Origin of the sequence: Janthinobacterium sp. GW458P, from assembly GCF_002127585.1 — a bacterium.
GTDB lineage: Bacteria > Pseudomonadota > Gammaproteobacteria > Burkholderiales > Burkholderiaceae_D > Janthinobacterium.
Window position 1 is genome coordinate 17,563 of sequence record NZ_NEGZ01000055.1, and the last position, 21,103, is coordinate 38,665.

Genomic DNA, 21,103 nt, shown 5'->3' on the forward strand with positions numbered 1-21,103 from the left:
GCTAGGGAATAATTATGGCTAAGTCGCAAAATAACGCCGCATCAGCACGCGTGCGTAAAAAAGTTAAAAAGAACGTCGCTGAAGGCATCGCACATGTCCACGCATCGTTCAATAACACCATCATTACCATCACCGATCGTCAAGGCAATGCCTTGTCGTGGGCTACCTCCGGCGGTGCAGGCTTCAAGGGTTCGCGTAAATCGACCCCATTCGCAGCGCAGGTCGCCGCGGAAGCCGCTGGTAAAGTGGCAGTTGAGTGTGGCGTAAAGAACCTGGAAGTACGTATCAAGGGCCCAGGTCCTGGTCGTGAGTCCGCCGTTCGCGCGCTGAACAACCTGGGCATCAAGATCACCGAGATCCAGGACGTGACGCCGGTACCGCACAACGGTTGCCGTCCACCGAAACGTCGTCGTATCTAAGATAGTGTTGCAGAGGGCGCTTCGGCGCCAGCTGCTTTGCTGTCTGTTGTAACTCAGTACAGTTGTGTGAAAACGCTGGAGCAGGGAGCCGGAAACGGTTATACTGCCCGGCTGTTCTTGCCTGTCAAATCCTGTTTGACGGGTTTTTCGTTTTCAGCCACCGTCTGATTGAAACCAAATCAGACTAGCGCCTAACCGCATCAGTGTGTTTGATCATGCATGTGGCTGGGGCGTTATCATTTAAAAAAAGGAAGTATCGTGGCACGTTATATCGGACCTAAAGCAAAACTTTCCCGCCGTGAAGGTACAGACCTGTTCCTGAAGAGCGCACGTCGCTCGCTGGACAGCAAGTGCAAACTGGATGTCAAGCCAGGCCAGCACGGTGTCAAATCCGGCGCCCGCACCTCGGACTACGGTAACCAACTGCGCGAAAAGCAAAAAGTCAAGCGCATGTACGGCGTGCTGGAACGTCAATTCCGCCGCTACTTCGCTGAAGCAGACCGTCGTAAAGGCAACACCGGCGAAACGCTGTTGAAGTTGCTGGAAACGCGTCTGGACAACGTTTGCTACCGCATGGGCTTTGGCTCGACCCGCGCTGAAGCGCGTCAATTGGTCAGCCACAAAGCGTTCACCGTGAACGGTATCGTTGTGAACATCGCTTCGTACTCGGTCAAAGTTGGCGACATCATCGCTGTTCGTGAAAAATCGAAAAAGCAAGTGCGTATCGTTGAAGCACTGTCGCTGGCCGAACAAGTTGGCATGCCTAGCTGGGTTTCGGTTGATGCCAAGAAAATGGAAGGTACTTTCAAGTCCCTGCCAGAGCGTAACGAAATCGCTAACGACGTCAACGAATCGCTGATCGTCGAGCTGTACTCGCGTTAATAGTAGTCAGTAGCAAGATCTCCGCCCACTTTGCTTTTGTAAAGTGGGCGTTTCACTAATGCCATCAGCCTTATCGGTGTAATGAGCCGAGGGTATTGAAAAGGACATTTCATGCAAAACAGTTTGTTGAAGCCACGTATTATCGATGTTGAAGCTCTCGGTGCAGGTCACGCCAAGGTCGTGATGGAACCGTTCGAGCGCGGCTATGGCCACACATTGGGTAACGCGTTGCGCCGCGTTCTGCTGTCGTCGATGGTGGGCTACGCGCCGACCGAAGTGACGATCGCTGGCGTCGTCCACGAATATTCCTCCCTCGATGGCGTGCAAGAAGACGTCGTCGATCTGTTGCTGAACTTGAAGGGTGTGGTTTTCAAAGTCCACAACCGCGATTCGGTAACCCTGACCCTGAAAAAAGAAGGCGAAGGCGCAATCCTGGCCTCCGACATCGACCTGCCGCATGACGTCGAACTGATCAACCCTGACCACGTGATCGCCCACCTGACCGCTGGTGGCAAGCTGGACATGCAGATCAAGGTTGAAAAAGGCCGCGGCTACGTTCCTGGTAACGTGCGTCGCCTGTCGGAAGACACGAACAAGACCATCGGCCGCATCATCCTCGATGCGTCGTTCTCGCCAGTGCGCCGTGTATCGTACTTCGTTGAATCGGCTCGCGTTGAGCAGCGTACCGACCTGGACAAGCTGATCATCAACATCGAAACCAACGGCGTGATCTCGCCGGAAGAAGCGATCCGCCAGTCGGCCCGCGTCCTGGTGGACCAGTTGAATGTGTTCGCTGCCCTGGAAGGCACGGAAGCCGCCGCCGAAGCGCCATCGCGCGCTCCGCTGGTCGATCCTATCCTGTTGCGTCCAGTCGACGATCTGGAGTTGACCGTGCGTTCGGCGAACTGCCTGAAAGCGGAAAACATCTACTACATCGGCGACCTGATCCAACGTTCGGAAAACGAACTGCTGAAAACGCCAAACCTGGGCCGCAAGTCCCTGAACGAAATCAAGGAAGTGCTGGCATCGCGCGGCTTGACCTTGGGCATGAAGCTGGAAAACTGGCCGCCTGCCGGCCTGGAAAAGTAATTCGTAGTTGTAGCAAACTGCCTGGGACAGGTGTCCCAGGCTTTTATTTTGTAGTACCAAACCGGTCCGCGGCTAGTCGGGTTTTCCCGCCCAGCCGATCGAAGAACTGGATTTAAACACTCACCGAAAGGATTTATCATGCGTCACGGTCACGGCCTCCGTAAACTGAATCGTACCTCGTCCCACCGTCTGGCAATGCTGCGCAACATGACAGTATCGCTGCTGCGTCACGAAGCGATCAAAACCACCCTGCCAAAAGCAAAAGAACTGCGCCGCGTTGTCGAGCCAATTCTGACCCTGGGCAAAACCGACTCCCTGGCAAACAAGCGTCTGGCCTTCAACCGCCTGCGCGACCGTGAAATGGTCGTCAAGCTGTTCGCTGAACTGGGCCCACGTTTCGCCAACCGTAACGGTGGTTATGTGCGTATCCTGAAAATGGGTTTCCGCGTCGGCGATAACGCTCCTATGGCGTTCGTTGAACTGATGGATCGTCCAGATACGACCGAAGCAGTTGAAGTTGCTGGCGAGTAATCCCAGTAATTGTATCTGAGAAAGCCAGGCCTAGCCTGGCTTTTTTGTTTTCTGCTGCAGCTATCCTTGCTGCGGTGTACTATTCTTCTTTCGCGCCGGCCCGGCACAAGCGCTGCCTGCTCCGCGCGTCCTCTGTCGAATGGTCGAAAAGGTAGTTCATGTCCCGTTTCCCCTCCAGCGCCTCCGCGCGCGCCGCTCCCCTGCATCAACTGCTGATCTGGCTTGCCACCTGTTTGCTGCTGGCCATGGCCGTCTTTGGCGCCAGCCACGCCCGCGCCGACGATGAATTCCTCGATCCCGAGCTGGCCTTCAAGTTTTCCGCCCGCATGCAGGACCCGTCCACTATCGCTGTCACGTATGTGATTGCCGACGGCTATTATATGTACCACGAGCGCTTCAAGTTTGAGGCCGTGGGCGCCAAGCTGGGCACGCCGGTGTATCCGCCCGGCAAGGTCAAGTTCGACGACACGTTCCAGAAGAATGTGGAAACCTTCCGCAAGACACTGACCATCACGATTCCCGTGGAAACGGCGGGCGCGTTTACGCTGAAGGCGACGGGCCAGGGCTGTTCCGACAAGGGCCTGTGCTATGCGCCGCAGGATGCCATGGCGAAACTGGTAGGCGCCGGCGGCGGCCAGAGCATGGCGCCAGGCGCTGGCCTGCCGTCGAAATTCGCCTTGCCGGCCGCGCCTGCGGTCGATACGGCGGCCGTCAACGGCCCGCAGGCGCAGGCGTCGCCTGGCGTGTCCGTACTGAGCATTCCCCAGGCCGATGTCACCAGCACGCCCGAGCCGCTCGCTGCGGCGCCCGCGGCGGCAAGCGCCGCGCCCGCGCAAAGCGAGCTAGGCAAGATTGAAGCGGCCTTGAAGGGCGGCAAGCTGCTCGTCATCGTGCCCTTGTTCATGCTGCTGGGCCTGGGGCTGGCGTTTACGCCGTGCGTGCTGCCGATGGTGCCGATTTTGTCGTCGATCATCATCGGCGATGGCGCCAAGGTCAGCCGCTCGCGTGGCTTGCTGCTGTCGCTGACGTATGCGCTGGGCATGGCCATCGTCTATACGGCGCTGGGCGTGGCGGCCGGCCTGGCGGGCGAAGGCCTGGCAGCCCAATTGCAAAATCCATGGGTGCTGGGCTTTTTTGCCTTGCTGATGGCGGGCCTGGCGTTGTCGATGTTCGGGCTTTATGAGTTGCAGGTGCCTGCCTTCCTGCAAGGCAAGCTGACGTCCGTATCGAACCAGCAATCGTCGGGCCGGCTGGCGGGCGTATTCGTCATGGGCGCCATTTCCGCCCTGATCGTGGGGCCATGCGTGGCCGCGCCGCTGGCAGGCGCCCTGCTGTACATCAGCCAGACGCGCGACGTCGTCATCGGCGGCAGTGCCCTGTTCGCCATGGCAGTGGGCATGAGCGTGCCCTTGCTGCTGGTGGGCGTGTCGGCCGGTACCTTGCTGCCCCGTGCCGGCGCCTGGATGGATGCCGTCAAGCGCTTCTTTGGCGTGCTGCAACTGGGCGTGGCCTGGTGGCTGGTTTCGCCGGTCCTGCCGGGCGCCGTGCAGATGCTGGGCTGGACGGTCCTGCTCGTCGGCTATGGCATGTATTTGCTGGTGGGCAAGAGCGGTGTGCAGCAGGCCTGGATCGCCAAGGCCTTCGGCCTCGTCTTTGCCGTGCTGGGCGTGGTGCAACTGGTCGGCGTGGCCAGCGGCGGCCGCGACCCGCTGGCGCCGCTGGCGCACCTCGGTGGCGGCCAGGTCCACGCGCAAGCGTTTACGCGCGTAAAGACCGTGGCGCAGCTCGATGCGGCGCTTGCGCAGCTGAACGGCAAGCCAGCCTTGCTGGATTTCTATGCCGACTGGTGCGTATCCTGTATCGAGATGGAAAAACTGACCTTCGTCGACCCCGCCGTGCGCGAGAAGATGGGCCAGGCCGTGCTGCTGCAGGTGGACGTGACGGCGAATGATGCCGACGACAAGGCCATGCTGAAACGTTTTCAATTGTTCGGCCCGCCGGGCATCATCATGTTCAACCCGCAGGGACAGGAAATCGCCCAGTCGCGCGTGATCGGCTTCCAGAATGCATCGACTTTCCTGACCTCCTTGCGCAAACTTGACGGGCAGTAAGCATTTACTTGTGTTTGCAATCAGAAAAAGCCCGCATCGCGGGCTTTTTCTATTTCTGCACAGCTAGCACTCAGCCGGCTTTGGGATGCTCCTGCATGCCATGGTGTTCGCCGTGATGGCGGCCACGCATGCCACCATGTTTGCCGCCAGGCACGCTGTCGTCAAAGACTTTCTTTTGTTCCGGCGTCAGCACGGCATAGAAGGTCTTCAGGGAAGCCAGGCGGCTTTCCTGGCTGGCGACGCGTTCCTTCGACATGGCGATCCATTGCTCCATGCGCTCCGGCGCCGACAGCTTGGCCATCGCTTCGCGCTTGGCTTTCCAGTCACCCATGGTTTTTTTCGGCGCGTTGGCGGCCGTGAAAGTGGCCCAGGCCGGTTCCTGCGCGGCTGTCAGCTTCAGCTTGTCGTGCAGGCGCGCCTGGTACTGGGCCATGCGTTCGGCCGGGTTGCCTGCGCGGTGCTGGCCGCGCTGGCCATCATGTTGCATCCTGGTGCCGGCGGCAGGCGCGCTGGCGGCCGCTTCCTGGGCGTGGACGGTCAGCGATGCCGCACCCATGCCGAGTACGCTCATGGCGATGATCAAATTCTTGCGCAAGGTTGTCATTGAGGCGTTCATCTGGATTCCTTTGTAAAAGATGAGGGATGTACATGCTGCTGCACATGAATCCATGTTGGACGCTCCATGTTTCCCCGAAGTGTCCGCTGCCAGACAGTTTGTATCTATATGTTTCTTCGGGTCCTCTATATACAAGACGATACAAATGCGCTGTGCAAGGCCCGGCGAAGTGGGGATAATTCGTACCATGGAACCCACTTCTACAATCCTCATCGTCGACGACGACCGCGATATCCGCAGCTTGCTGGCGGATTACCTGGAAACGAACGCCTACCGCACCCTGGGCGCGGCGGACGGCACGGCCATGTGGAAAATCCTCGATGAAACGCGGCCCGATCTGATCGTGCTCGACCTGAACCTGCCGGGTGACGATGGCCTGACCCTGTGCCGCAAGCTGCGCGCGCAATCGACCGTGCCGGTGATTATGTTGACGGCGCGCAATGAGCCGCTGGACCGTATCCTGGGCCTGGAAATGGGGGCCGACGATTATTTGCCGAAGCCGTTCGAACCCCGTGAATTGCTGGCGCGCATACGCAGCGTCTTGCGCCGCAGCCACGCCATGCCGTCGAACGTGCCGTCGGACAAGGCGCAGCAAATCCGCTTTTCCGGCTGGACCCTGGACCTGACGGCGCGCCACCTGCTCAATCCCAGCGGCCTGGTGATCATGTTGTCGGGCGCGGAGTTCCGCTTGCTGCGCGTGTTCCTCGAACATCCGAACCGCGTGCTCAACCGCGATCAGCTGTTGAACCTGACGCAGGGCCGTGACGCCGACCCGTTCGACCGCTCGATCGATATCCAGATCAGCCGCCTGCGGCAAAAGCTGGGTGAAGATGCGCGCTTGCCGCAAATCATCAAGACCGTGCGCAACGGCGGCTATGTGCTGGCCGGGCAAGTCAACGTGGAGCCGCACGCGTGAAGGCCTTCCTGGGGTCGATGACAGGCCGCGTCTTCATGTTCTTGCTGATCGGTATCGTCGCTTCCGCCGCGCTGACGCAGTGGCTGGCCGTGGGCGAACGCCAGCGCGCGCTGGAGCAGTATCGCGACTACCATGCCGTGGAACGGGCCGAGCAGCTGGTGATGGCAGCCGACATCGTGCCGCTGGCCTCGCGCGCGGCCTATCTGAAGGTGGCCAACAAGGGCAGCGTGCGCCTGGAACTGCGCCCCGACGCCGAGCACGTCCCTGGCACGCCGACGGAGTTCTCCACCGCCCTGCAGGCGAAGCTGGGCGAAGGCTTCAAGGTCAGCGCGCTGGCCGAGCGTCCGGCCGCCTGCACGCAGCCGCGCAAGTCATCGGGCCTGTTCGGTCCCAAGCCCTGGGGCGGCACTTGCGAAAACCTCGACGTGCGCATGCAGGACGGCCACGTGCTGCGCCTGATGGTGTTGCCGCCGCGCCAGCAGCCGCCATTCGGCGAGCATAGCGACTGGGTCACCTTGCTGCCATTTTTGATCAGCATCGCCATCCTCGCCTACCTGGTCACGCGCATGACCATGCGCCCGCTGAAACAGCTGGCGCAGGCGGCAAAAGACCTGGGCAACGACATCAACCATCCGCCGCTGACCCTGTCGGGCGCCAGCGAAATCCGCCAGGCCAGCGCCGCCTTCAATGCCATGCAGGCGCGCATCCGCCAGCATATTTCCCAGCGCACACAAATGCTGGCCGCCATCACCCACGACTTGCAGACGCCGCTCACGCGCTTGCGCCTGCGCCTGGAAAAGGTGGCCGATACGGAATTGTATGACCGGCTCGTGGGCGATCTGTCGGCCATGCAAAGCATGGTCAAGGAAGGACTGGACCTGGCCCGCTCGATGGACAGCACGGAAGCCATGCAGGCGCTCGACCTCGATTCCCTGTTAGATAGCGTCTGTTCCGACGCCGCCGATGCAGGTCAGAAAGTGACGCTGAGCGGCCATGCGGGCATGGCCTTGATGGCGCGGCCCATCGCCATGCGGCGCTGCCTGGTGAATCTGATCGACAATGCCGTCAAATATGGCCAGTACGCACATGTGACCGTCGAGCGTATCGCGGGTGCGGCGCGCGTCCGCATCCGTGACGGCGGGCCAGGTATTGCGCCAGATCAACTGGCCAAGGTGTTTGAACCGTTTTATCGGATAGAAACCTCGCGCTCGCGCGAATCGGGTGGCACGGGCCTCGGCTTGACCATCGCTCGCAATATTGCTGAACAGCATGGTGCCACGGTCCTGCTGGCGAATCATGTCGACGGTGGACTGGAAGTCACCCTCATCGTGCCAGAGTATTACGCGGGAAAGTGATCATTTCCATGCGACAATATTGCGCGTTAAGCCCCTCTGGTAACCACTTTCAACCTGCAGCCCTGCGCTGCAACAGCGTGACAGAATAATGAAAAAGACTAGCCTGGCAATCCTGGTGGGTGCGGCCCTGTGTATCGGTGGCGGCATCTGGTATTTCAACCATCAGTCCGGTAGCCAGAGCGGCGCAGGGGGCAAGGGTGGCAAGGGTGGGGCGCAGGCTCCCACCACCGTCAGTGTGGTGGCGCCGCTGCGTCAGGATGTGCCGATGGTGCTGCGGGCCAATGGCAGCGTGATGCCGATCAGCAGTGTCGACCTGCACCCGCAAACGACCAGCACGCTGACCAAAGTGCATATCCGCGAAGGCCAGTTCGTCAAGCAGGGCGAGCTGATGTTTACGCTGGACGCGCGCAGCGAGCATGCGAATGTTGACAAGGCGCAAGCGCAAGTGTTGCGTGACCGCGCCTCGGTGGAGGACTTCGAACGCCAGCTCAAGCGTAGCAAGGATCTGCTGAGCAAGAACTTCATCGCCCAGGGCGCCGTCGATACCCTGCAAAGCCAGCTCGACGCGGCGCGCGCCCTGCTGGCCGCCGACCAGGCCGCCTTGCGTGCCGCCCAGGTCGACTCCAGCTACACGGTCCTGCGCGCGCCCCAGAGCGGCCGCGTAGGCGCCATCAACGTGTATCCGGGCAGCCTGGTGCAGCCGGCCACTTCGCTGACCAGCATCACCCAGCTCGACCCCATCGATGTATCGTTTACCTTGCCGGAAAGCAGCCTGTCCGGCTTGCTGGCGGCACAAAAGGCGGGCGAGGTGCCCGTCACGGCCCTGCTGTCGGACGCGGGCGGCAAGCAGCTGGAAGGCAAACTCAGCTTTATCGACAATGCCGTCGATCCCGCCACCGGCGTGATCAAGGTCAAGGCCCGTTTCAACAATGGCGGCACCGACCTGTGGCCAGGCCAGTACGTGAATACGCAGCTGACCGTGCGCACGCTCAAGGATGCGCTCGTCATTCCGCAAAACGCCATCATCACGAGTACCACCGGCACCTTCGTGTACTCGATGGAGACGGACAACACAGCCAGGATGCGCAAGATTGCCCGCGTGTATGCATTTGGCCCCAGCGCCGTCGTCACCGGCCTGGCGGGCGATGAAAAAGTCATCGTCGATGGCAAGCAGAACCTGCGTCCTGGCAGCAAGGTGCGCCTGGCGGAAAAAAACAAGGCTGCCGATGGCGCCGCACCGCAGGGCAAGCCAGCATGAACCTGTCCGAACTGAGCATCCGCCGCCCCGTGATGGTGGTGCTGCTGTCCCTCTCCGTCATCCTGGCCGGCGTGCTGGCCTATCTGCAAATTCCCGTGGCGGCCTTGCCGAGCTACAACACGCCCGTCATCAACGTCAGCGCCGACCTGGCCGGCGCCAGCCCGGAAACCATGGCCTCGTCGGTGGCCTTGCCGCTGGAAAAACAGTTTTCCACCATTTCCGGCCTGAGCCTGATCACTTCCACGAGTACCCTGGGCAATACCTCGCTGACCCTGGAGTTTGACGCCAGCATCAACGTCAACGAGGCGGCCGTCGACGTGCAGGCGGCCCTGCTGCGCGCACAGCGCCAGTTACCGACGGAAATGACGGACTTGCCGTCTTACCGCAAGGTCAATCCCGCCGATGCGCCCGTGCTGTTCATCCAGATGACGTCGCCCTCGCTGAACTTGTCGGATCTCAACGATTATGCGGAAAACCTGATCGCTCCCAGCCTGTCGACCTTGCCTGGCGTAGCCCAGGTCATCGTCAATGGCCAGAAACGCTTCGCCGTGCGCGTGCGTGCCCGTGCCGACCTGATGAACGCGCGTAACTTGACGATGGACGAGCTGGCCCAGGCCCTGCGCGCCTCGAACACGAACTCCCCGCTGGGCATTCTTGACGGCCCCAGCCAGACCCTGACCATCCAGGGCAATCCGCAAATGATGAAAGCGGCCGATTTTGCCGAACTGATCGTCGCCAGCCGCAACGGCCAGCCTGTACGGCTGAAAGACGTGGCCGAGGTGGAAGACAGCTTTCAATCGATCAAGGCCGTCGGCAGTTTCAATGGCGAGCGCTCGATCAGCCTGATGGTACAGCGCCAGCCGGATGCCAATACCGTGCAAGTGGTCGATGGCGTGCGCCGCTTGCTGCCTGGTTTCAAGGCGCAATTGCCGCAGTCAATACAGATCAGCCTGGTCAACGACCGTTCGCTGTCGATCCGCGAAGCCATCCACGACGTCAACCTGACCCTGGCCCTGACCGTCATCCTAGTGGTGCTGGTGATCTTTTTGTTCCTGCACCGCGCGGCCGCCACCTTCATTCCGGCCGTCACCATGCCCATTTCCCTGCTCGGCGCACTGGCCCTGCTGTACTGGCTCGGCTACAGCCTCGACAACGTGTCCCTGCTGGGCATTACCCTGGCCGTAGGCCTCGTCGTCGACGACGCCATCGTGGTGCTGGAAAACATCGTGCGCCATATCGAGATGGGCAAGAAACCGATCCAGGCGGCCCTCGTGGGCGCCAGGGAGATGGGTTTCACCATCATCTCGATTTCCGTCTCGCTGGTGGCCGTGTTCATCCCCATCTTCTTCATGCCGGGCGTGATCGGCTTGCTGTTCCACGAGTTTGCCGTCGTCGTCTCGCTGTCCATTCTCGTCTCGGCCATCGTGTCGCTGACCCTGGTGCCGATGCTGGCCAGCCGCTTCCTGCCGGCCGATTCGCGCGAACACAATGACAGCGATCCCACGCACGGCGAAAAAACCTTCATCGGCCGCCACTTCGAGGCCGGTTTCACGAAATTGCGCAACGCTTATGTGCATCTGCTCGACAAGGCCCTGGCGTACCGCAACGTGGTGCTGTTCATCGCCGTGTGCACGTTCGCGCTGACGGTGCTGCTGTACGCGACCATTCCGAAAGGTTTCTTCCCCGAGGAAGACCTGGGGCAGATCCAGGTGAATACGGAAGCGTCGGAGGATATTTCCTCGGCGGCCCTGCAGGACTTGCAAGCCCGTGTGGCGGCCGTGCTCAAGGCGGACCCCAGCGTGCAGGACGTGACCTCGTTCGTTGGCGGCGGCAATACGGGCCGCATGTTCATGGTGCTGAAACCGCGCAGCGAACGGCCGAAAATGCCCGTGGTGCTGGAAAACCTGCGCCGCGCGACGAGTGCCGTGCCCGGCATGGCCGTGTATTTCCGCCCCGTGCAAAACTTGCAGCTGGGCGGGCGCCAGAGCAAGAGCCGCTACCAGTACACCCTGCAAAGCGTCAGCCCCGACGCCTTGAATGACTGGGCGGAAAAGTTTATCGTAGGCATGCGCGCCGACCCGGCCTTCCGCGACGTCACCAGCGATTCGCAGATCAAGGGCTTGCAGGCGTCCCTCAGGATCGACCGCGACAAGGCCAATCTGCTGGGCGTGCAAATGTCCGACATCCGCACGGCCCTGTACAGCGCCTTTGGCGAGCGGCAGGTATCGACCATCTATTCCTCGGCGGCCAGCTATTACGTGATCCTGGAAGCGGCCACACCGGACCGCCAGTATGACGATGCGCTCACCCGCGTGTCCGTGCGCAGCAAGTCGGGCGAACTGGTGAAACTGTCAAGTATTGCCTATGTGGAACGCACGATCGGTCCCACCTCCGTCAATCACCAGGGGCAGCTGCAGGCCGTCACCATCGCCTTCAACCTGGCGCCGGACGTGCCGCTGGGTGTGGCCACGGGCAAGATCGACGTGATGGGCAAGGACATGAGCTTGCCGGCCTCCATCATCACGCGCTACGGCGGCGACGCGGCCGTGTTCCAGGATTCGCAGGCTAGCCAGATCATCCTCATCATCGCCGCGCTGGCCGTGATCTATGTGCTGCTCGGCGTGCTGTATGAAAGCTACATCCACCCGCTGACCATCCTGGCCGGTTTGCCGTCGGCGGCCGTGGGGGCGCTGTTGACCTTGCGCCTGTTCGGCATGGACCTCACCATGATCGCCATCATCGGTATTTTGATGCTGATCGGCATCGTCAAGAAAAACGCCATCATGATGATCGACTTCGCCCTGCATGCGCAGCGCAATGAAGGCATGAGCCCGCCTGAAGCCATCCGCCAGGCGTGCATCCTGCGTTTTCGTCCCATCATGATGACGACGGCGGCAGCCCTGATGGGCGCCTTGCCCATCGCCCTGGGCCTGGGCGCCGGCGCCGAGCTGCGCCAGCCGCTGGGCCTGGCCGTGGTGGGGGGCTTGCTGTTTTCACAAGTGATTACCCTGTTTATCACCCCCGTCATCTATTTGTTCCTGGATAAGTACAGCGGCTCGGGGCCGCTGACGGACGAGCAACTGTTAATACTCGACAGCAAGGCCTGACACGCCGCATGCCCAGACCGGCGCCCCGTTCCAGCGTGAATGCGGCGCCGGTTTTGTATGGGCCATGATACATACGGTAACAACCGTCAAGGGGCGGCTCGGGTACTCTGGCTAGCGCTGCAAGGAATGTCGCTATCCTGTACGCTTCGGGTTGGAAAGGCCGCAGAAGTGTTCCCAAAAGCAAGGGACTCTGGCACTATGGCTGCCCTGTAATGTTATTTCTTCGCTACACAGAAAGCATGATTCATTTTGCATGACACGACCCATTTGATGGCTGCCGATTCCGATGTTTGTCCCACCTGCGGACAAGTGATTCAGCCACCACCGGCCTACGGGTCCAGGACCAGCACCACGCGCAAGGTTGCGCTGGGCGTGTCCGTCTTGCTGCACGTGCTGCTGGCGGCCTATGTGCTGTTGCGTAGCGACAAGATCGAGAAGATTCCGCCGCCGAAGAAGGAAAGCGCGATGGTCTATATCGCGCCGCTGAAGGACAAGCCGCAACCGAAGCCGCAGCCGAAACCGACGCCCAAGCCGAAGGATAAGAAAGTTGCCAAGGTGAAACCACCGCCGGCCCCGAGCAAGCGCGTGGTCACAAAAGATGTGCCGCGCGACAAGCCGAAACTGGAAACGTACACGCCGCCGCTGGTGTCGAAAGTGCCGTTGCCGCCGCCACCCGCTGAAGACATGAGCTCGATGATCGAGCAGCGCCGCAAGCAGCGCGAGGCGCAAAATCCCGCGCCGCCGGCCGAGGAAAGCGAAAACGACCGCGCCATGCGCGTGGCCAAGGCGAATATCGCCGGCGCGCAGGGACGCAATTCCGGCAGCGACCGCGAGGATTCGGGCGGCGTGTTTTCCATCGTCAACCAGACTTCGTTCAGTGCCGAAGTCAAGTTCAAGGGCTGGAATGCGAGCTTCAAGCGTGTTTGGCCGAAGCAGGAAAAAGTGGAACTGGGCAACGAGCCGGACATCGAAACGGCCATCCTGAAGAAGATGATTCAGATGATCCGTGCCGAAAAGCCCGGCGATTTCGTGTGGGAATCGCGGCGCCTGGGGCGCAACGTCAACCTCAGCGCCCGCGTCGAGGATACGGCCGAGCTGATGGCTTTCCTGCGCCAGGAATTCTTTTCCGAGAAGCGCCCGGGGCCGGGACGGCGCTAGGCGCCCGGCGCCCGCGTAAGAAAAAAGGCTGCACCGTGTGAACGGGCAGCCTTTTTTTACGCAGCGTTGATGTGGATCAAGCCGGCTTGTCGCTTCCCGCTTCCGGTTCGACGTCGTCTTCCATTTCGATCAGCTCGACCATCTGGGCCGCGCCGTCTTCGCTGATGCCGGCCAGTTCCATGATCTTGTCGTTGGCTTCTTCGATGCCGACGCGTTTCAGGGCCGAGAACAGCTGCACGGTGAACGGGAAGCCGACGCCGTCTTCATCCACGTAGCTGTCGAGCTTGGCTTTCGCCTGGCGCAGCGCGTTGACCGATTCATTGCGGTTCAGCTTATCGACTTTCGTCAGGATGCAGTGAATTGGTTTACCCGTCGGGGCGAACCATTCCAGCATTTGAATGTCCAGATCGGTGAAGGGGCGGCGCGAATCCATGATCAGGATCAAACCCGCCAATTGCTCGCGGCGCTGCACGTAGTCGCCCAGCAGGCGCTGCCAGTGCAATTTGGCCGAGCCCGAGACTTCCGCGTAGCCGTAGCCCGGCAAGTCGACCAGCAGGCATTCGATCTCTTCGACGATGGTGGCATCCTTGCGGTGCTGCGCCACATGGGCGCCGCCGATGGAGAAGTAGTTGATGTGCTGGGTACGGCCAGGTGTCTTGGAGGCGAACGCCAAGCCTTTCTGATTACACAAGATGTTGATGGCGGTCGATTTACCGGCATTGGAGCGGCCGGCAAAGGCGATTTCCGGCACCGTGGTATCGGGCAGGTCACGCAATTGGTTGACGGTCGTAAAGAAGCGGGCTTGCCAGAGTTTTGACATGGGAGTAGTAAAGCAACAAAAGGGAGCGATAAGGGAGCGATAACGCCAAGAAGCTATTGTACAATAAGGGGTTGTTTATTGTTGCCGGCGTAGCAGCGATGCGGCTTGCGGTCCTGAAAATAAAGCAAAAATCCCCAGGGCGCGGCAATGTCCACCACTAATTTCTCACTGTCTCAGGGTGCCTGAATGAATCGTGCGTTTTCACCGTTTGTCCAATCCATGCTGCTCGCTTTGCTGGCTGTATCGGCAACTGCTTCCGCGGTCGAAGAACCGAAACCAGCCCACGCGCCAGCCGTCGCCGTCAAGGCCGACCCTGCCAAGGGCGCTACCCTGTACGCCGATGGCGATACGGCGCGCGGCTTGCCTGCCTGCGTGTCCTGCCATGGCGCGGCCGGCAATTCGACCATCACGGTCAATCCGAAGCTGGCCGGCCAGCATGAAAGCTATATCTACAAGCAACTGGTCGATTTCACCACGCCGGAGCGCAACCAGCCCGTCATGACGACGTACGCAAAGATGCTCAGCGACGCCGACAAGAAGAATATCGCCGCCTACCTGGGCGCGCAGCTGTCCAAGCCGGGCGCCGCGAAAAACAAGGATACGATAGACTTGGGCAAGAAAATCTACCGTGGTGGCATTGCTTCCAAGCAAGTTGCCGCCTGCGCCAGCTGTCATGGCGCGACGGGCAACGGCATTCCCGTCCAGTATCCCCGCATTGCCGGCCAGCACCAGGATTACACGGTGGCCCAGCTGAGCATGTTCCGCAGCACCAAGGCCGACGCCCGCAAGAACAGCGCGCAAATGCACACCATCGCCGCCCGCATGTCGGACGATGAAATCGCCGCCGTGGCCGACTATATCGCCGGCCTGAAGTAAGTTTTCATAGTGGCAAGAGATTGCCAGGCGCACCAGCGTGCATGAAGAGGGCGGCCGTTTCCACAGGCTGCCCTTTTTCATGGCAAGGGCCAAACAGGAGTATGCTGCCGCCTTGCGCGGAGAAACACTCTGCTCCATGCCTACATTTTCTTGAAGATTGCATATCCCGTATGAGTATCCACGTATGAGCACAGGCACGACCGGAATCGAGTTAAAAACCCAGCGCCGCAGCCTGGCTGAATTCGTCGAGCTGGTCTCGTCGATGCGCTTTGCCATCAGCCTGCTGACCCTGATCGCCGTCGCCTCCATCATCGGCACCGTGCTCAAGCAGAACGAGCCCATGCCCAACTATGTCAACCAGTTTGGCCCGTTCTGGTTCGCCGTCTTCGACAAGCTGAGCCTGTATTCCGTGTATTCGGCCTGGTGGTTCCTCGTCATCATGGGCTTCCTCGTTGCTTCCACCTCGCTGTGCATCGTGCGCAATGCGCCGAAGATGCTCAAGGACATGCGCAGCTGGCGCGACAATGTGCGCGAGCAATCGCTGCGCAATTTCCATCACAAGACGGAATGGCAGGCGCCGCTGCCGCGCGCCGTGCTGGCGCAGCAGATGGTGATGCGCCTGAAAGACGCCGGTTACGGGGCCAAGGTGGTCGAGAAGGACAACGCCACCCTGGTGGCCGCCAAGCGGGGCGCCGCCAATAAATGGGGCTATATCTTTGCTCACGGCGCCATCGTCATCATCTGCGTGGGCGGCTTGCTCGACTCGGAAATGCCGATCCGCGTGCAGCAATGGTTTTTTGGCAAGACGCCGTTTGCCGGCAGCGGCGTGATCGCCGACATTCCCGCCCAGCACCGTTTGAGCCTGTCGAATCCTACTTTCCGCGGCAATACCATGATCCCGGAAGGCTCGTCGAGCAACACGGCCATCATTCCCCAGGCCGATGGCGTGCTGATCCAGGATTTGCCCATCACCATCCTGCTGAAGAAATTCCACATTGATTTCTACAGCACGGGCATGCCCAAGCTGTTCGCCAGCGATGTTGTCATCACCGACCATGTCACGGGAGAAAGTTTCCCAGCAACAATCAAAGTCAACCAGCCGCTGCTGTACAAGGGCCTGGCCCTGTACCAGTCCAGCTTTGAAGATGGCGGCAGCAAGCTCAAGTTGACGGGCTTTCCCATGACGGGCAAGACCACCAAGCGTTTCGACATCGGCGGCGAAGTGGGCGGCAGCACGCCGCTCGAGCGCAGCGATGGCAACTCCTATACGGTGGAATGGTCGGCTTTCCGTCCGTTTAACGTGGAAAACCTCAGTGCGGGCCAGGATGTGCGCGCCGTCAACAAGACGGAAAGTTTTAACGAGAAGTTTGCCGTGGGCCTGGACAAGCGCCTGGGTTCGGCCGGGAAGAATGCGCATAACAAGGACTTGAAGAATGTCGGCCCCTCGGTGCAATACAAATTGCGCGACAAGACGGGCCAGGCGCGCGAGTACCAGAATTACATGCAGCCGGTCACGGTTGATGGTGCAACGGTGTTTCTGGCCGGCATGCGTGTCAGCCCCAGCGACCCGTTCAGCTACCTGCGCATTCCCGCCGATGACAATTACAGCGTGACGGAATGGATGCGTTTGCGTGCCGCACTGCAAGATCCCGAACTGCGCCAGCAGGCCGCCGCCCGCTATGCGGCGCGGGCCATGCCGCAGGCGGGCGCGGAAGCCTTGCGCGGCCAACTGCAGGAATCGGCGGCGAAAAGCCTGGGCATCTTTGCCGGCAATGGACAGGAGGGCGGTTTCCTCGCCATTTCGCGTTTCCTGGAGAAAGTTCCGACGGCCGAGCAGGAAAAGGCGGCCGATATCTTCATGAAAATTCTCAACGGCAGCCTGTGGGACCTGTGGCAGGCGGCGCGCAGCAAGGATGGCTTGAAGCCCGTTGACGCCGATGACAAGCATGGCCGCTTCCTGCAACTGGCCACGAATGCGCTGTCCGACAGCTTCTTCTACGGCGCGCCCGTGTATCTGCAACTCGACGAATTCACGGAAATCAAGGCGTCCGTGCTGCAGGTGACGCGTTCGCCGGGCAAGAGCGTGGTTTACCTCGGCTGCCTGTTCCTCGTGATCGGCGTGTTTTCCATGTTTTATATCCGCGAGCGCCGCCTGTGGGTGTGGATCAAGGATGGCGACGGCGGCAGCGACGCCCTGATGGCCATGAGCACGCAGCGCAAGACCCTGGACTTTGAAAAAGAATTTGAGAACTTGAAGGCAAAACTGCCGCAATCGGCGTAAGCTGCGCTGTGTCTGGAGCGCTGCAGCGTGGCCGGGAATGGAGAAAATGATGGAATTGGCAAATAAACAAATTTATGCGCAGGAACCGGGCTTTTTCAAGCGCCTGAGCCTGATCGACTGGATCTACGGCGCCGGCTTGCTGGCCGCCTCCCTGTTTGGCCTCATGCGCTTTGGCGCCTTCATGGATATCTATGAAAAAGCCATCCTGCTGGCGGCCGCGCCCACGTTTGCGTGGCTGGGCTGGCACTGGAAGCCCGTGCGCTGGCTGATTCCCGTGGCGGCCGTGCTGTCGCTGTTCGCCATCGAGCTGTACGCCGGCCATCTGGACGTGGCGAATCAGAAATTTTTCCTGAAATACATCTTGTCCAGCCAGTCCGCCATCCTGTGGATGGGCACCCTGTTCGTGCTGTCGACCCTGTTCTACTGGATCGGCCTGGTAGCCCGCTCGGAATTCGGCTCCTCCGTCGGTTCCCTGCTGTGCTGGGCCGGCGTCGTACTGGGCCTGACGGGCATGCTGGTGCGCTGGTACGAGTCGTACCTGATCGGCGCCGACGTGGGCCACATTCCCGTGTCGAACCTGTACGAAGTGTTCATCCTGTTCTCCTTGATCACGGCCATGTTTTACCTGTATTACGAGCAGCATTACGCGACGCGCCAGCTGGGCGCCTTCGTCATGCTGGTCATTTCGGCGGCCGTCGTTTTCCTGATGTGGTACACGGTCACGCGTGACGCGGCCGACATCCAGCCGCTGGTGCCGGCCCTGCAAAGCTGGTGGATGAAGATCCACGTGCCGGCCAATTTCATCGGCTACGGCACGTTCGCCCTGTCGGCCATGGTGGCCTCGGCCTACCTGCTCAAATCGAGCGGCTACCTGATGGACCGCCTGCCGTCGCTGGAAGTGCTCGATGACGTCATGTACAAGGCCATTTCCGTCGGTTTCGCCTTCTTCACGGTTGCCACCATCCTGGGCGCCCTGTGGGCGGCCGAAGCGTGGGGTGGCTACTGGTCGTGGGACCCGAAGGAAACGTGGGCGCTGATCGTCTGGCTCAACTATGCGGCCTGGCTGCACATGCGCTTGATGACGGGCTTGCGCGGCCGTGTCGCCGCCTGGTGGGCGCTGGTGGGCTTGCTGGTAACGACGTTTGCCTTTTTGGGCGTGAATATGTTTCTTTCAGGTTTGCACTCTTACGGCAAGCTGTAACGCTTTATCTGCATGACAGAAGCGTCATGAACGGCCCGGAAAAACTGGTGTAAGGTGTCTCCAATCACCTTTTTCCGGAGCCGCCATGTTGATCAAGCGCAGTCCCAACGGCATCGACTTGCCGTATTCTTCCGAAATCACGCCGCGCGCCGTGTTTGAATCGCGCCGCAGCTTCATCAAGCAAATCGCCCTGGGCTCGATGTCCAGTGCGGCCTTGCTGGAAATGGCCAGCCGCGAAGCGTTCGCGCAAGGAAGCAATCCCAAGCTGGCAGCCAAATTGAATCCCGCCTATTCGGCGCTGGACAAGCCGACGGCCTATAAAGACGCCACCAGCTACAACAATTTCTACGAGTTCGGCACGGACAAGAGCGATCCTGCACAAAACGCGGGCACCCTGCGCACGCGTCCCTGGACGGTCAGCATCGAAGGCGAAGTCAAGAAGCCGATGACGCTGGACCTCGACGCGCTGCTGAAGCTGGCGCCGCTGGAAGAGCGCGTCTACCGGCTGCGCTGCGTGGAAGGCTGGTCGATGGTCATCCCGTGGGTTGGTTATTCCTTCTCGGAAATTATCAAGAAGGTCGAGCCGACGGGCAACGCCAAGTACGTGGAATTCATCAGCCTGGCCGACAAGAAGCAGATGCCGGGCGTGGGCAGCCGCGTGCTGCAGTGGCCCTATACGGAAGGCTTGCGCATCGATGAGGCGAACCATCCGCTGGCGCTGCTGACCCTGGGCATGTATGGCGAAACCTTGCCGAACCAGAATGGCGCGCCCGTGCGGATGGTGTTGCCATGGAAATATGGCTTTAAATCGGCCAAATCCATCGTCAAGATCCGTTTCGTCAAGGAACAGCCGCGCACGTCCTGGAACCTGTCGGCGCCGTCCGAATACGGCTTTTATTCGAATGTGAACCCGAACGTCGACCATCCGCGCTGGTCGCAGGCGTCCGAGCGGCGTATCGGCGAAGACGGCTTTCTGACGCGCAAGCGCAAGACCCTGATGTTCAACGGCTACAACGATGTCGCCTCGCTGTACGCGGGCATGGACCTGAAGAAGTTCTTTTAAGGAAAGACCATGGCCCTCAACCCCACGCCGAAACAGTTGTCGCTATTCAAAAGCCTGGTTTTCCTGTTGGCACTGCTGCCGTTTGCGCGCATGGTGTGGCTGACCTATACGGGACAACTGGTGGAGCCGCTGGAATTCATCACGCGGGGCACGGGCGACTGGACCCTGTATTTTCTGTGCATCAGCCTGGCGGTGACGCCCTTGCGGCGCCTCACGCAGTGGAATTGGCTGATCAAGTTGCGGCGCATGCTGGGCCTGTTTGCGTTTTTCTACGCGGCGCTGCATTTCACCACCTTCCTGTGGTTCGATCACTTTTTTGATGTGCAGGAAATGTGGAAGGATGTGCTCAAGCGACCATTCATCACGGTGGGCTTCATCGCCTTTGTATTGCTCATTCCGCTGGCCGTGACGAGCACGAACGGCATGGTCAAACGCCTGGGCGGCAAGCGCTGGCAGTGGCTGCACCGTTTGATTTACATCATCGCGCCGCTGGGCATCCTGCACTTCTGGTGGATGAAGGCGGGCAAGCACAATTTCGCGCAACCGATCCTGTTTGGCAGTATCGTCGCGCTACTGCTGTTAATGCGCGTGTATGTCGCCTGGAGCAAGCGCGTCAAGAACGCCAGGGCGGCGCATGCCGCCACCCCGGTGCGCTCCGTTTAGGTCGCCGGCACGATCACGGGCGGCGGCGGCACGGGCGCCGGTTCGACGGGGCCTTTGGCCGGCGCGCCCTTGGCCGCTGGCGGCTTGGGCAGGTACAGGGGGCCGGGCTGGCCGCAGCCGGCCAGGACGCTAGAGACCACAATGGCGATGCCGATATAAAACGCTGAGGATGACTTCACGATTAGAATCACGGTTTGATTAAGATCTTTGGAGTGTAGCATGAGCGAATCGGAATTCCTGGCCCTGGCCGAAGCCACCCTGACGGACATCGAGGCGGCGCTGGACCGGCTGAACGATGCGGACGTGCTCGACGTCGAATGCAGCCGCAGCGGCAACGTGCTGGAAATCGAATTCATCGATAACGGCACGAAAATCATCGTCAACAGCCAGGCCCCCATGCGCGAAATGTGGGTGGCGGCCCGTTCCGGCGGTTTTCATTACAAGCGCGTGGGCAATGAATGGATCAACACGCGCGACGGCTCCGAACTGTTTGCCGCCTTGTCCAGCATGGCCAGCGAGCAGGCGGGCGCACCCGTCGTGCTGAAGTAATTGTTTTAGCCGCGCGCAATAAAAAAGGGCAGCCTCTTCAGGCTGCCCTTTTTTTATTTTATGACCCGTCCTGGAATAAGTTGACACTTTTTCGTTACAGAGAAGGAGTGTCCGATGGAACAAGGGTTTCGACGCAGTCAGCGAGATTACAGCCTGGCTTTTAAATTGAGCGTTGTCGAGCAGGTTGAAAAAGGCGAGATGACGTACA

The 21,103-nt window shown here is 60.4% G+C and carries 19 protein-coding genes; 16 read left to right on the forward strand and 3 right to left on the reverse strand.

The annotated features are described in order from the left end of the window. Nucleotides 1-14: 14 nt before the first annotated feature. The 5 genes from rpsK (at nucleotide 15) to dsbD (ending at nucleotide 5,032) form a co-directional block, all read left to right on the forward strand. On the forward strand, nucleotides 15-419 hold the full coding sequence (gene rpsK, locus CBW50_RS23295; protein ID WP_010394475.1) for a 30S ribosomal protein S11: 405 nt from the start codon (nucleotides 15-17) through the stop codon (nucleotides 417-419). Nucleotides 420-677: 258 nt separating this feature from the next. Beyond that, on the forward strand, nucleotides 678-1,301 hold the full coding sequence (gene rpsD, locus CBW50_RS23300) for a 30S ribosomal protein S4 (RefSeq protein ID WP_038496998.1): 624 nt from the start codon (nucleotides 678-680) through the stop codon (nucleotides 1,299-1,301). A 111-nt stretch (nucleotides 1,302-1,412) separates the two neighbouring features. Continuing rightward, on the forward strand, nucleotides 1,413-2,390 hold the full coding sequence (rpoA, locus tag CBW50_RS23305; protein WP_008444343.1) for a DNA-directed RNA polymerase subunit alpha: 978 nt from the start codon (nucleotides 1,413-1,415) through the stop codon (nucleotides 2,388-2,390). A gap of 138 nt (nucleotides 2,391-2,528) precedes the next feature. Beyond that, a complete protein-coding gene (gene rplQ / locus CBW50_RS23310; RefSeq protein ID WP_034753219.1) occupies nucleotides 2,529-2,921 on the forward strand; it encodes a 50S ribosomal protein L17 in 393 nt (130 codons plus the stop codon). 158 nt (nucleotides 2,922-3,079) lie between these two features. Continuing rightward, nucleotides 3,080-5,032, forward strand: coding sequence for a protein-disulfide reductase DsbD (dsbD, locus tag CBW50_RS23315; RefSeq protein WP_086147732.1), 1,953 nt, complete (start codon nucleotides 3,080-3,082; stop codon nucleotides 5,030-5,032). Nucleotides 5,033-5,102: 70 nt separating this feature from the next. Here dsbD and CBW50_RS23320 read toward each other — a convergent pair whose 3' ends face one another. Continuing rightward, nucleotides 5,103-5,648: a Spy/CpxP family protein refolding chaperone gene (locus CBW50_RS23320; RefSeq protein ID WP_226936494.1), complete on the reverse strand. Its 546-nt coding sequence runs from the start codon at nucleotides 5,646-5,648 to the stop codon at nucleotides 5,103-5,105. A 187-nt stretch (nucleotides 5,649-5,835) separates the two neighbouring features. Here CBW50_RS23320 and CBW50_RS23325 point away from each other — a divergent pair, with 187 nt between their 5' ends. The 5 genes from CBW50_RS23325 (at nucleotide 5,836) to CBW50_RS23345 (ending at nucleotide 13,442) form a co-directional block, all read left to right on the forward strand. After that, nucleotides 5,836-6,564, forward strand: coding sequence for a response regulator (locus CBW50_RS23325; protein ID WP_034753223.1), 729 nt, complete (start codon nucleotides 5,836-5,838; stop codon nucleotides 6,562-6,564). Beyond that, nucleotides 6,561-7,919 (forward strand): ATP-binding protein, encoded by a 1,359-nt coding sequence (locus tag CBW50_RS23330; protein ID WP_086147734.1) that lies wholly within the window; start codon nucleotides 6,561-6,563, stop codon nucleotides 7,917-7,919. The genes CBW50_RS23325 and CBW50_RS23330 overlap by 4 nt, the downstream gene beginning before the upstream one ends. Nucleotides 7,920-8,007: 88 nt before the next feature. Next, nucleotides 8,008-9,177 carry an efflux RND transporter periplasmic adaptor subunit gene (locus CBW50_RS23335; RefSeq protein ID WP_086147735.1) on the forward strand — a complete coding sequence of 390 codons (1,170 nt, stop codon included), beginning with the start codon at nucleotides 8,008-8,010 and terminating at the stop codon, nucleotides 9,175-9,177. Then, nucleotides 9,174-12,284 carry an efflux RND transporter permease subunit gene (locus tag CBW50_RS23340; RefSeq protein ID WP_086147736.1) on the forward strand — a complete coding sequence of 1,037 codons (3,111 nt, stop codon included), beginning with the start codon at nucleotides 9,174-9,176 and terminating at the stop codon, nucleotides 12,282-12,284. Before CBW50_RS23335 ends, CBW50_RS23340 begins: the two co-directional genes overlap by 4 nt. Before the next feature lie 309 nt (nucleotides 12,285-12,593). After that, nucleotides 12,594-13,442 (forward strand): hypothetical protein, encoded by an 849-nt coding sequence (locus tag CBW50_RS23345; protein ID WP_253251979.1) that lies wholly within the window; start codon nucleotides 12,594-12,596, stop codon nucleotides 13,440-13,442. 76 nt (nucleotides 13,443-13,518) lie between these two features. Here CBW50_RS23345 and yihA read toward each other — a convergent pair whose 3' ends face one another. Next, on the reverse strand, nucleotides 13,519-14,262 hold the full coding sequence (yihA, locus tag CBW50_RS23350) for a ribosome biogenesis GTP-binding protein YihA/YsxC (RefSeq protein ID WP_086147737.1): 744 nt from the start codon (nucleotides 14,260-14,262) through the stop codon (nucleotides 13,519-13,521). Between the two features lie 186 nt (nucleotides 14,263-14,448). Between yihA and CBW50_RS23355 the strand changes: the two genes are divergently transcribed. The 5 genes from CBW50_RS23355 (at nucleotide 14,449) to CBW50_RS23375 (ending at nucleotide 20,346) form a co-directional block, all read left to right on the forward strand. After that, nucleotides 14,449-15,138: a cytochrome c gene (locus tag CBW50_RS23355; RefSeq protein ID WP_086147738.1), complete on the forward strand. Its 690-nt coding sequence runs from the start codon at nucleotides 14,449-14,451 to the stop codon at nucleotides 15,136-15,138. Nucleotides 15,139-15,322: 184 nt separating this feature from the next. Further along, a complete protein-coding gene (locus CBW50_RS23360; protein WP_086147739.1) occupies nucleotides 15,323-17,419 on the forward strand; it encodes a cytochrome c biogenesis protein ResB in 2,097 nt (698 codons plus the stop codon). 49 nt (nucleotides 17,420-17,468) lie between these two features. Further along, a complete protein-coding gene (gene ccsB / locus CBW50_RS23365) occupies nucleotides 17,469-18,620 on the forward strand; it encodes a c-type cytochrome biogenesis protein CcsB (RefSeq protein WP_086147744.1) in 1,152 nt (383 codons plus the stop codon). A gap of 85 nt (nucleotides 18,621-18,705) precedes the next feature. Continuing rightward, nucleotides 18,706-19,683 carry a protein-methionine-sulfoxide reductase catalytic subunit MsrP gene (gene msrP / locus CBW50_RS23370; RefSeq protein ID WP_086147740.1) on the forward strand — a complete coding sequence of 326 codons (978 nt, stop codon included), beginning with the start codon at nucleotides 18,706-18,708 and terminating at the stop codon, nucleotides 19,681-19,683. Nucleotides 19,684-19,692: 9 nt separating this feature from the next. Next, complete coding sequence (locus CBW50_RS23375; RefSeq protein WP_086147741.1) at nucleotides 19,693-20,346, forward strand: sulfite oxidase heme-binding subunit YedZ; 654 nt, start codon at nucleotides 19,693-19,695, stop codon at nucleotides 20,344-20,346. Here CBW50_RS23375 and CBW50_RS29810 read toward each other — a convergent pair. Next, nucleotides 20,343-20,525: a lipoprotein gene (locus CBW50_RS29810; RefSeq protein ID WP_070221692.1), complete on the reverse strand. Its 183-nt coding sequence runs from the start codon at nucleotides 20,523-20,525 to the stop codon at nucleotides 20,343-20,345. The genes CBW50_RS23375 and CBW50_RS29810 overlap by 4 nt on opposite strands. A 40-nt stretch (nucleotides 20,526-20,565) precedes the next feature. Between CBW50_RS29810 and cyaY the strand changes: the two genes are divergently transcribed. Then, entirely contained in the window at nucleotides 20,566-20,895 is a 330-nt protein-coding gene (gene cyaY, locus CBW50_RS23385; protein ID WP_086147742.1) for an iron donor protein CyaY, read from the forward strand. Nucleotides 20,896-21,103: the final 208 nt, after the last annotated feature.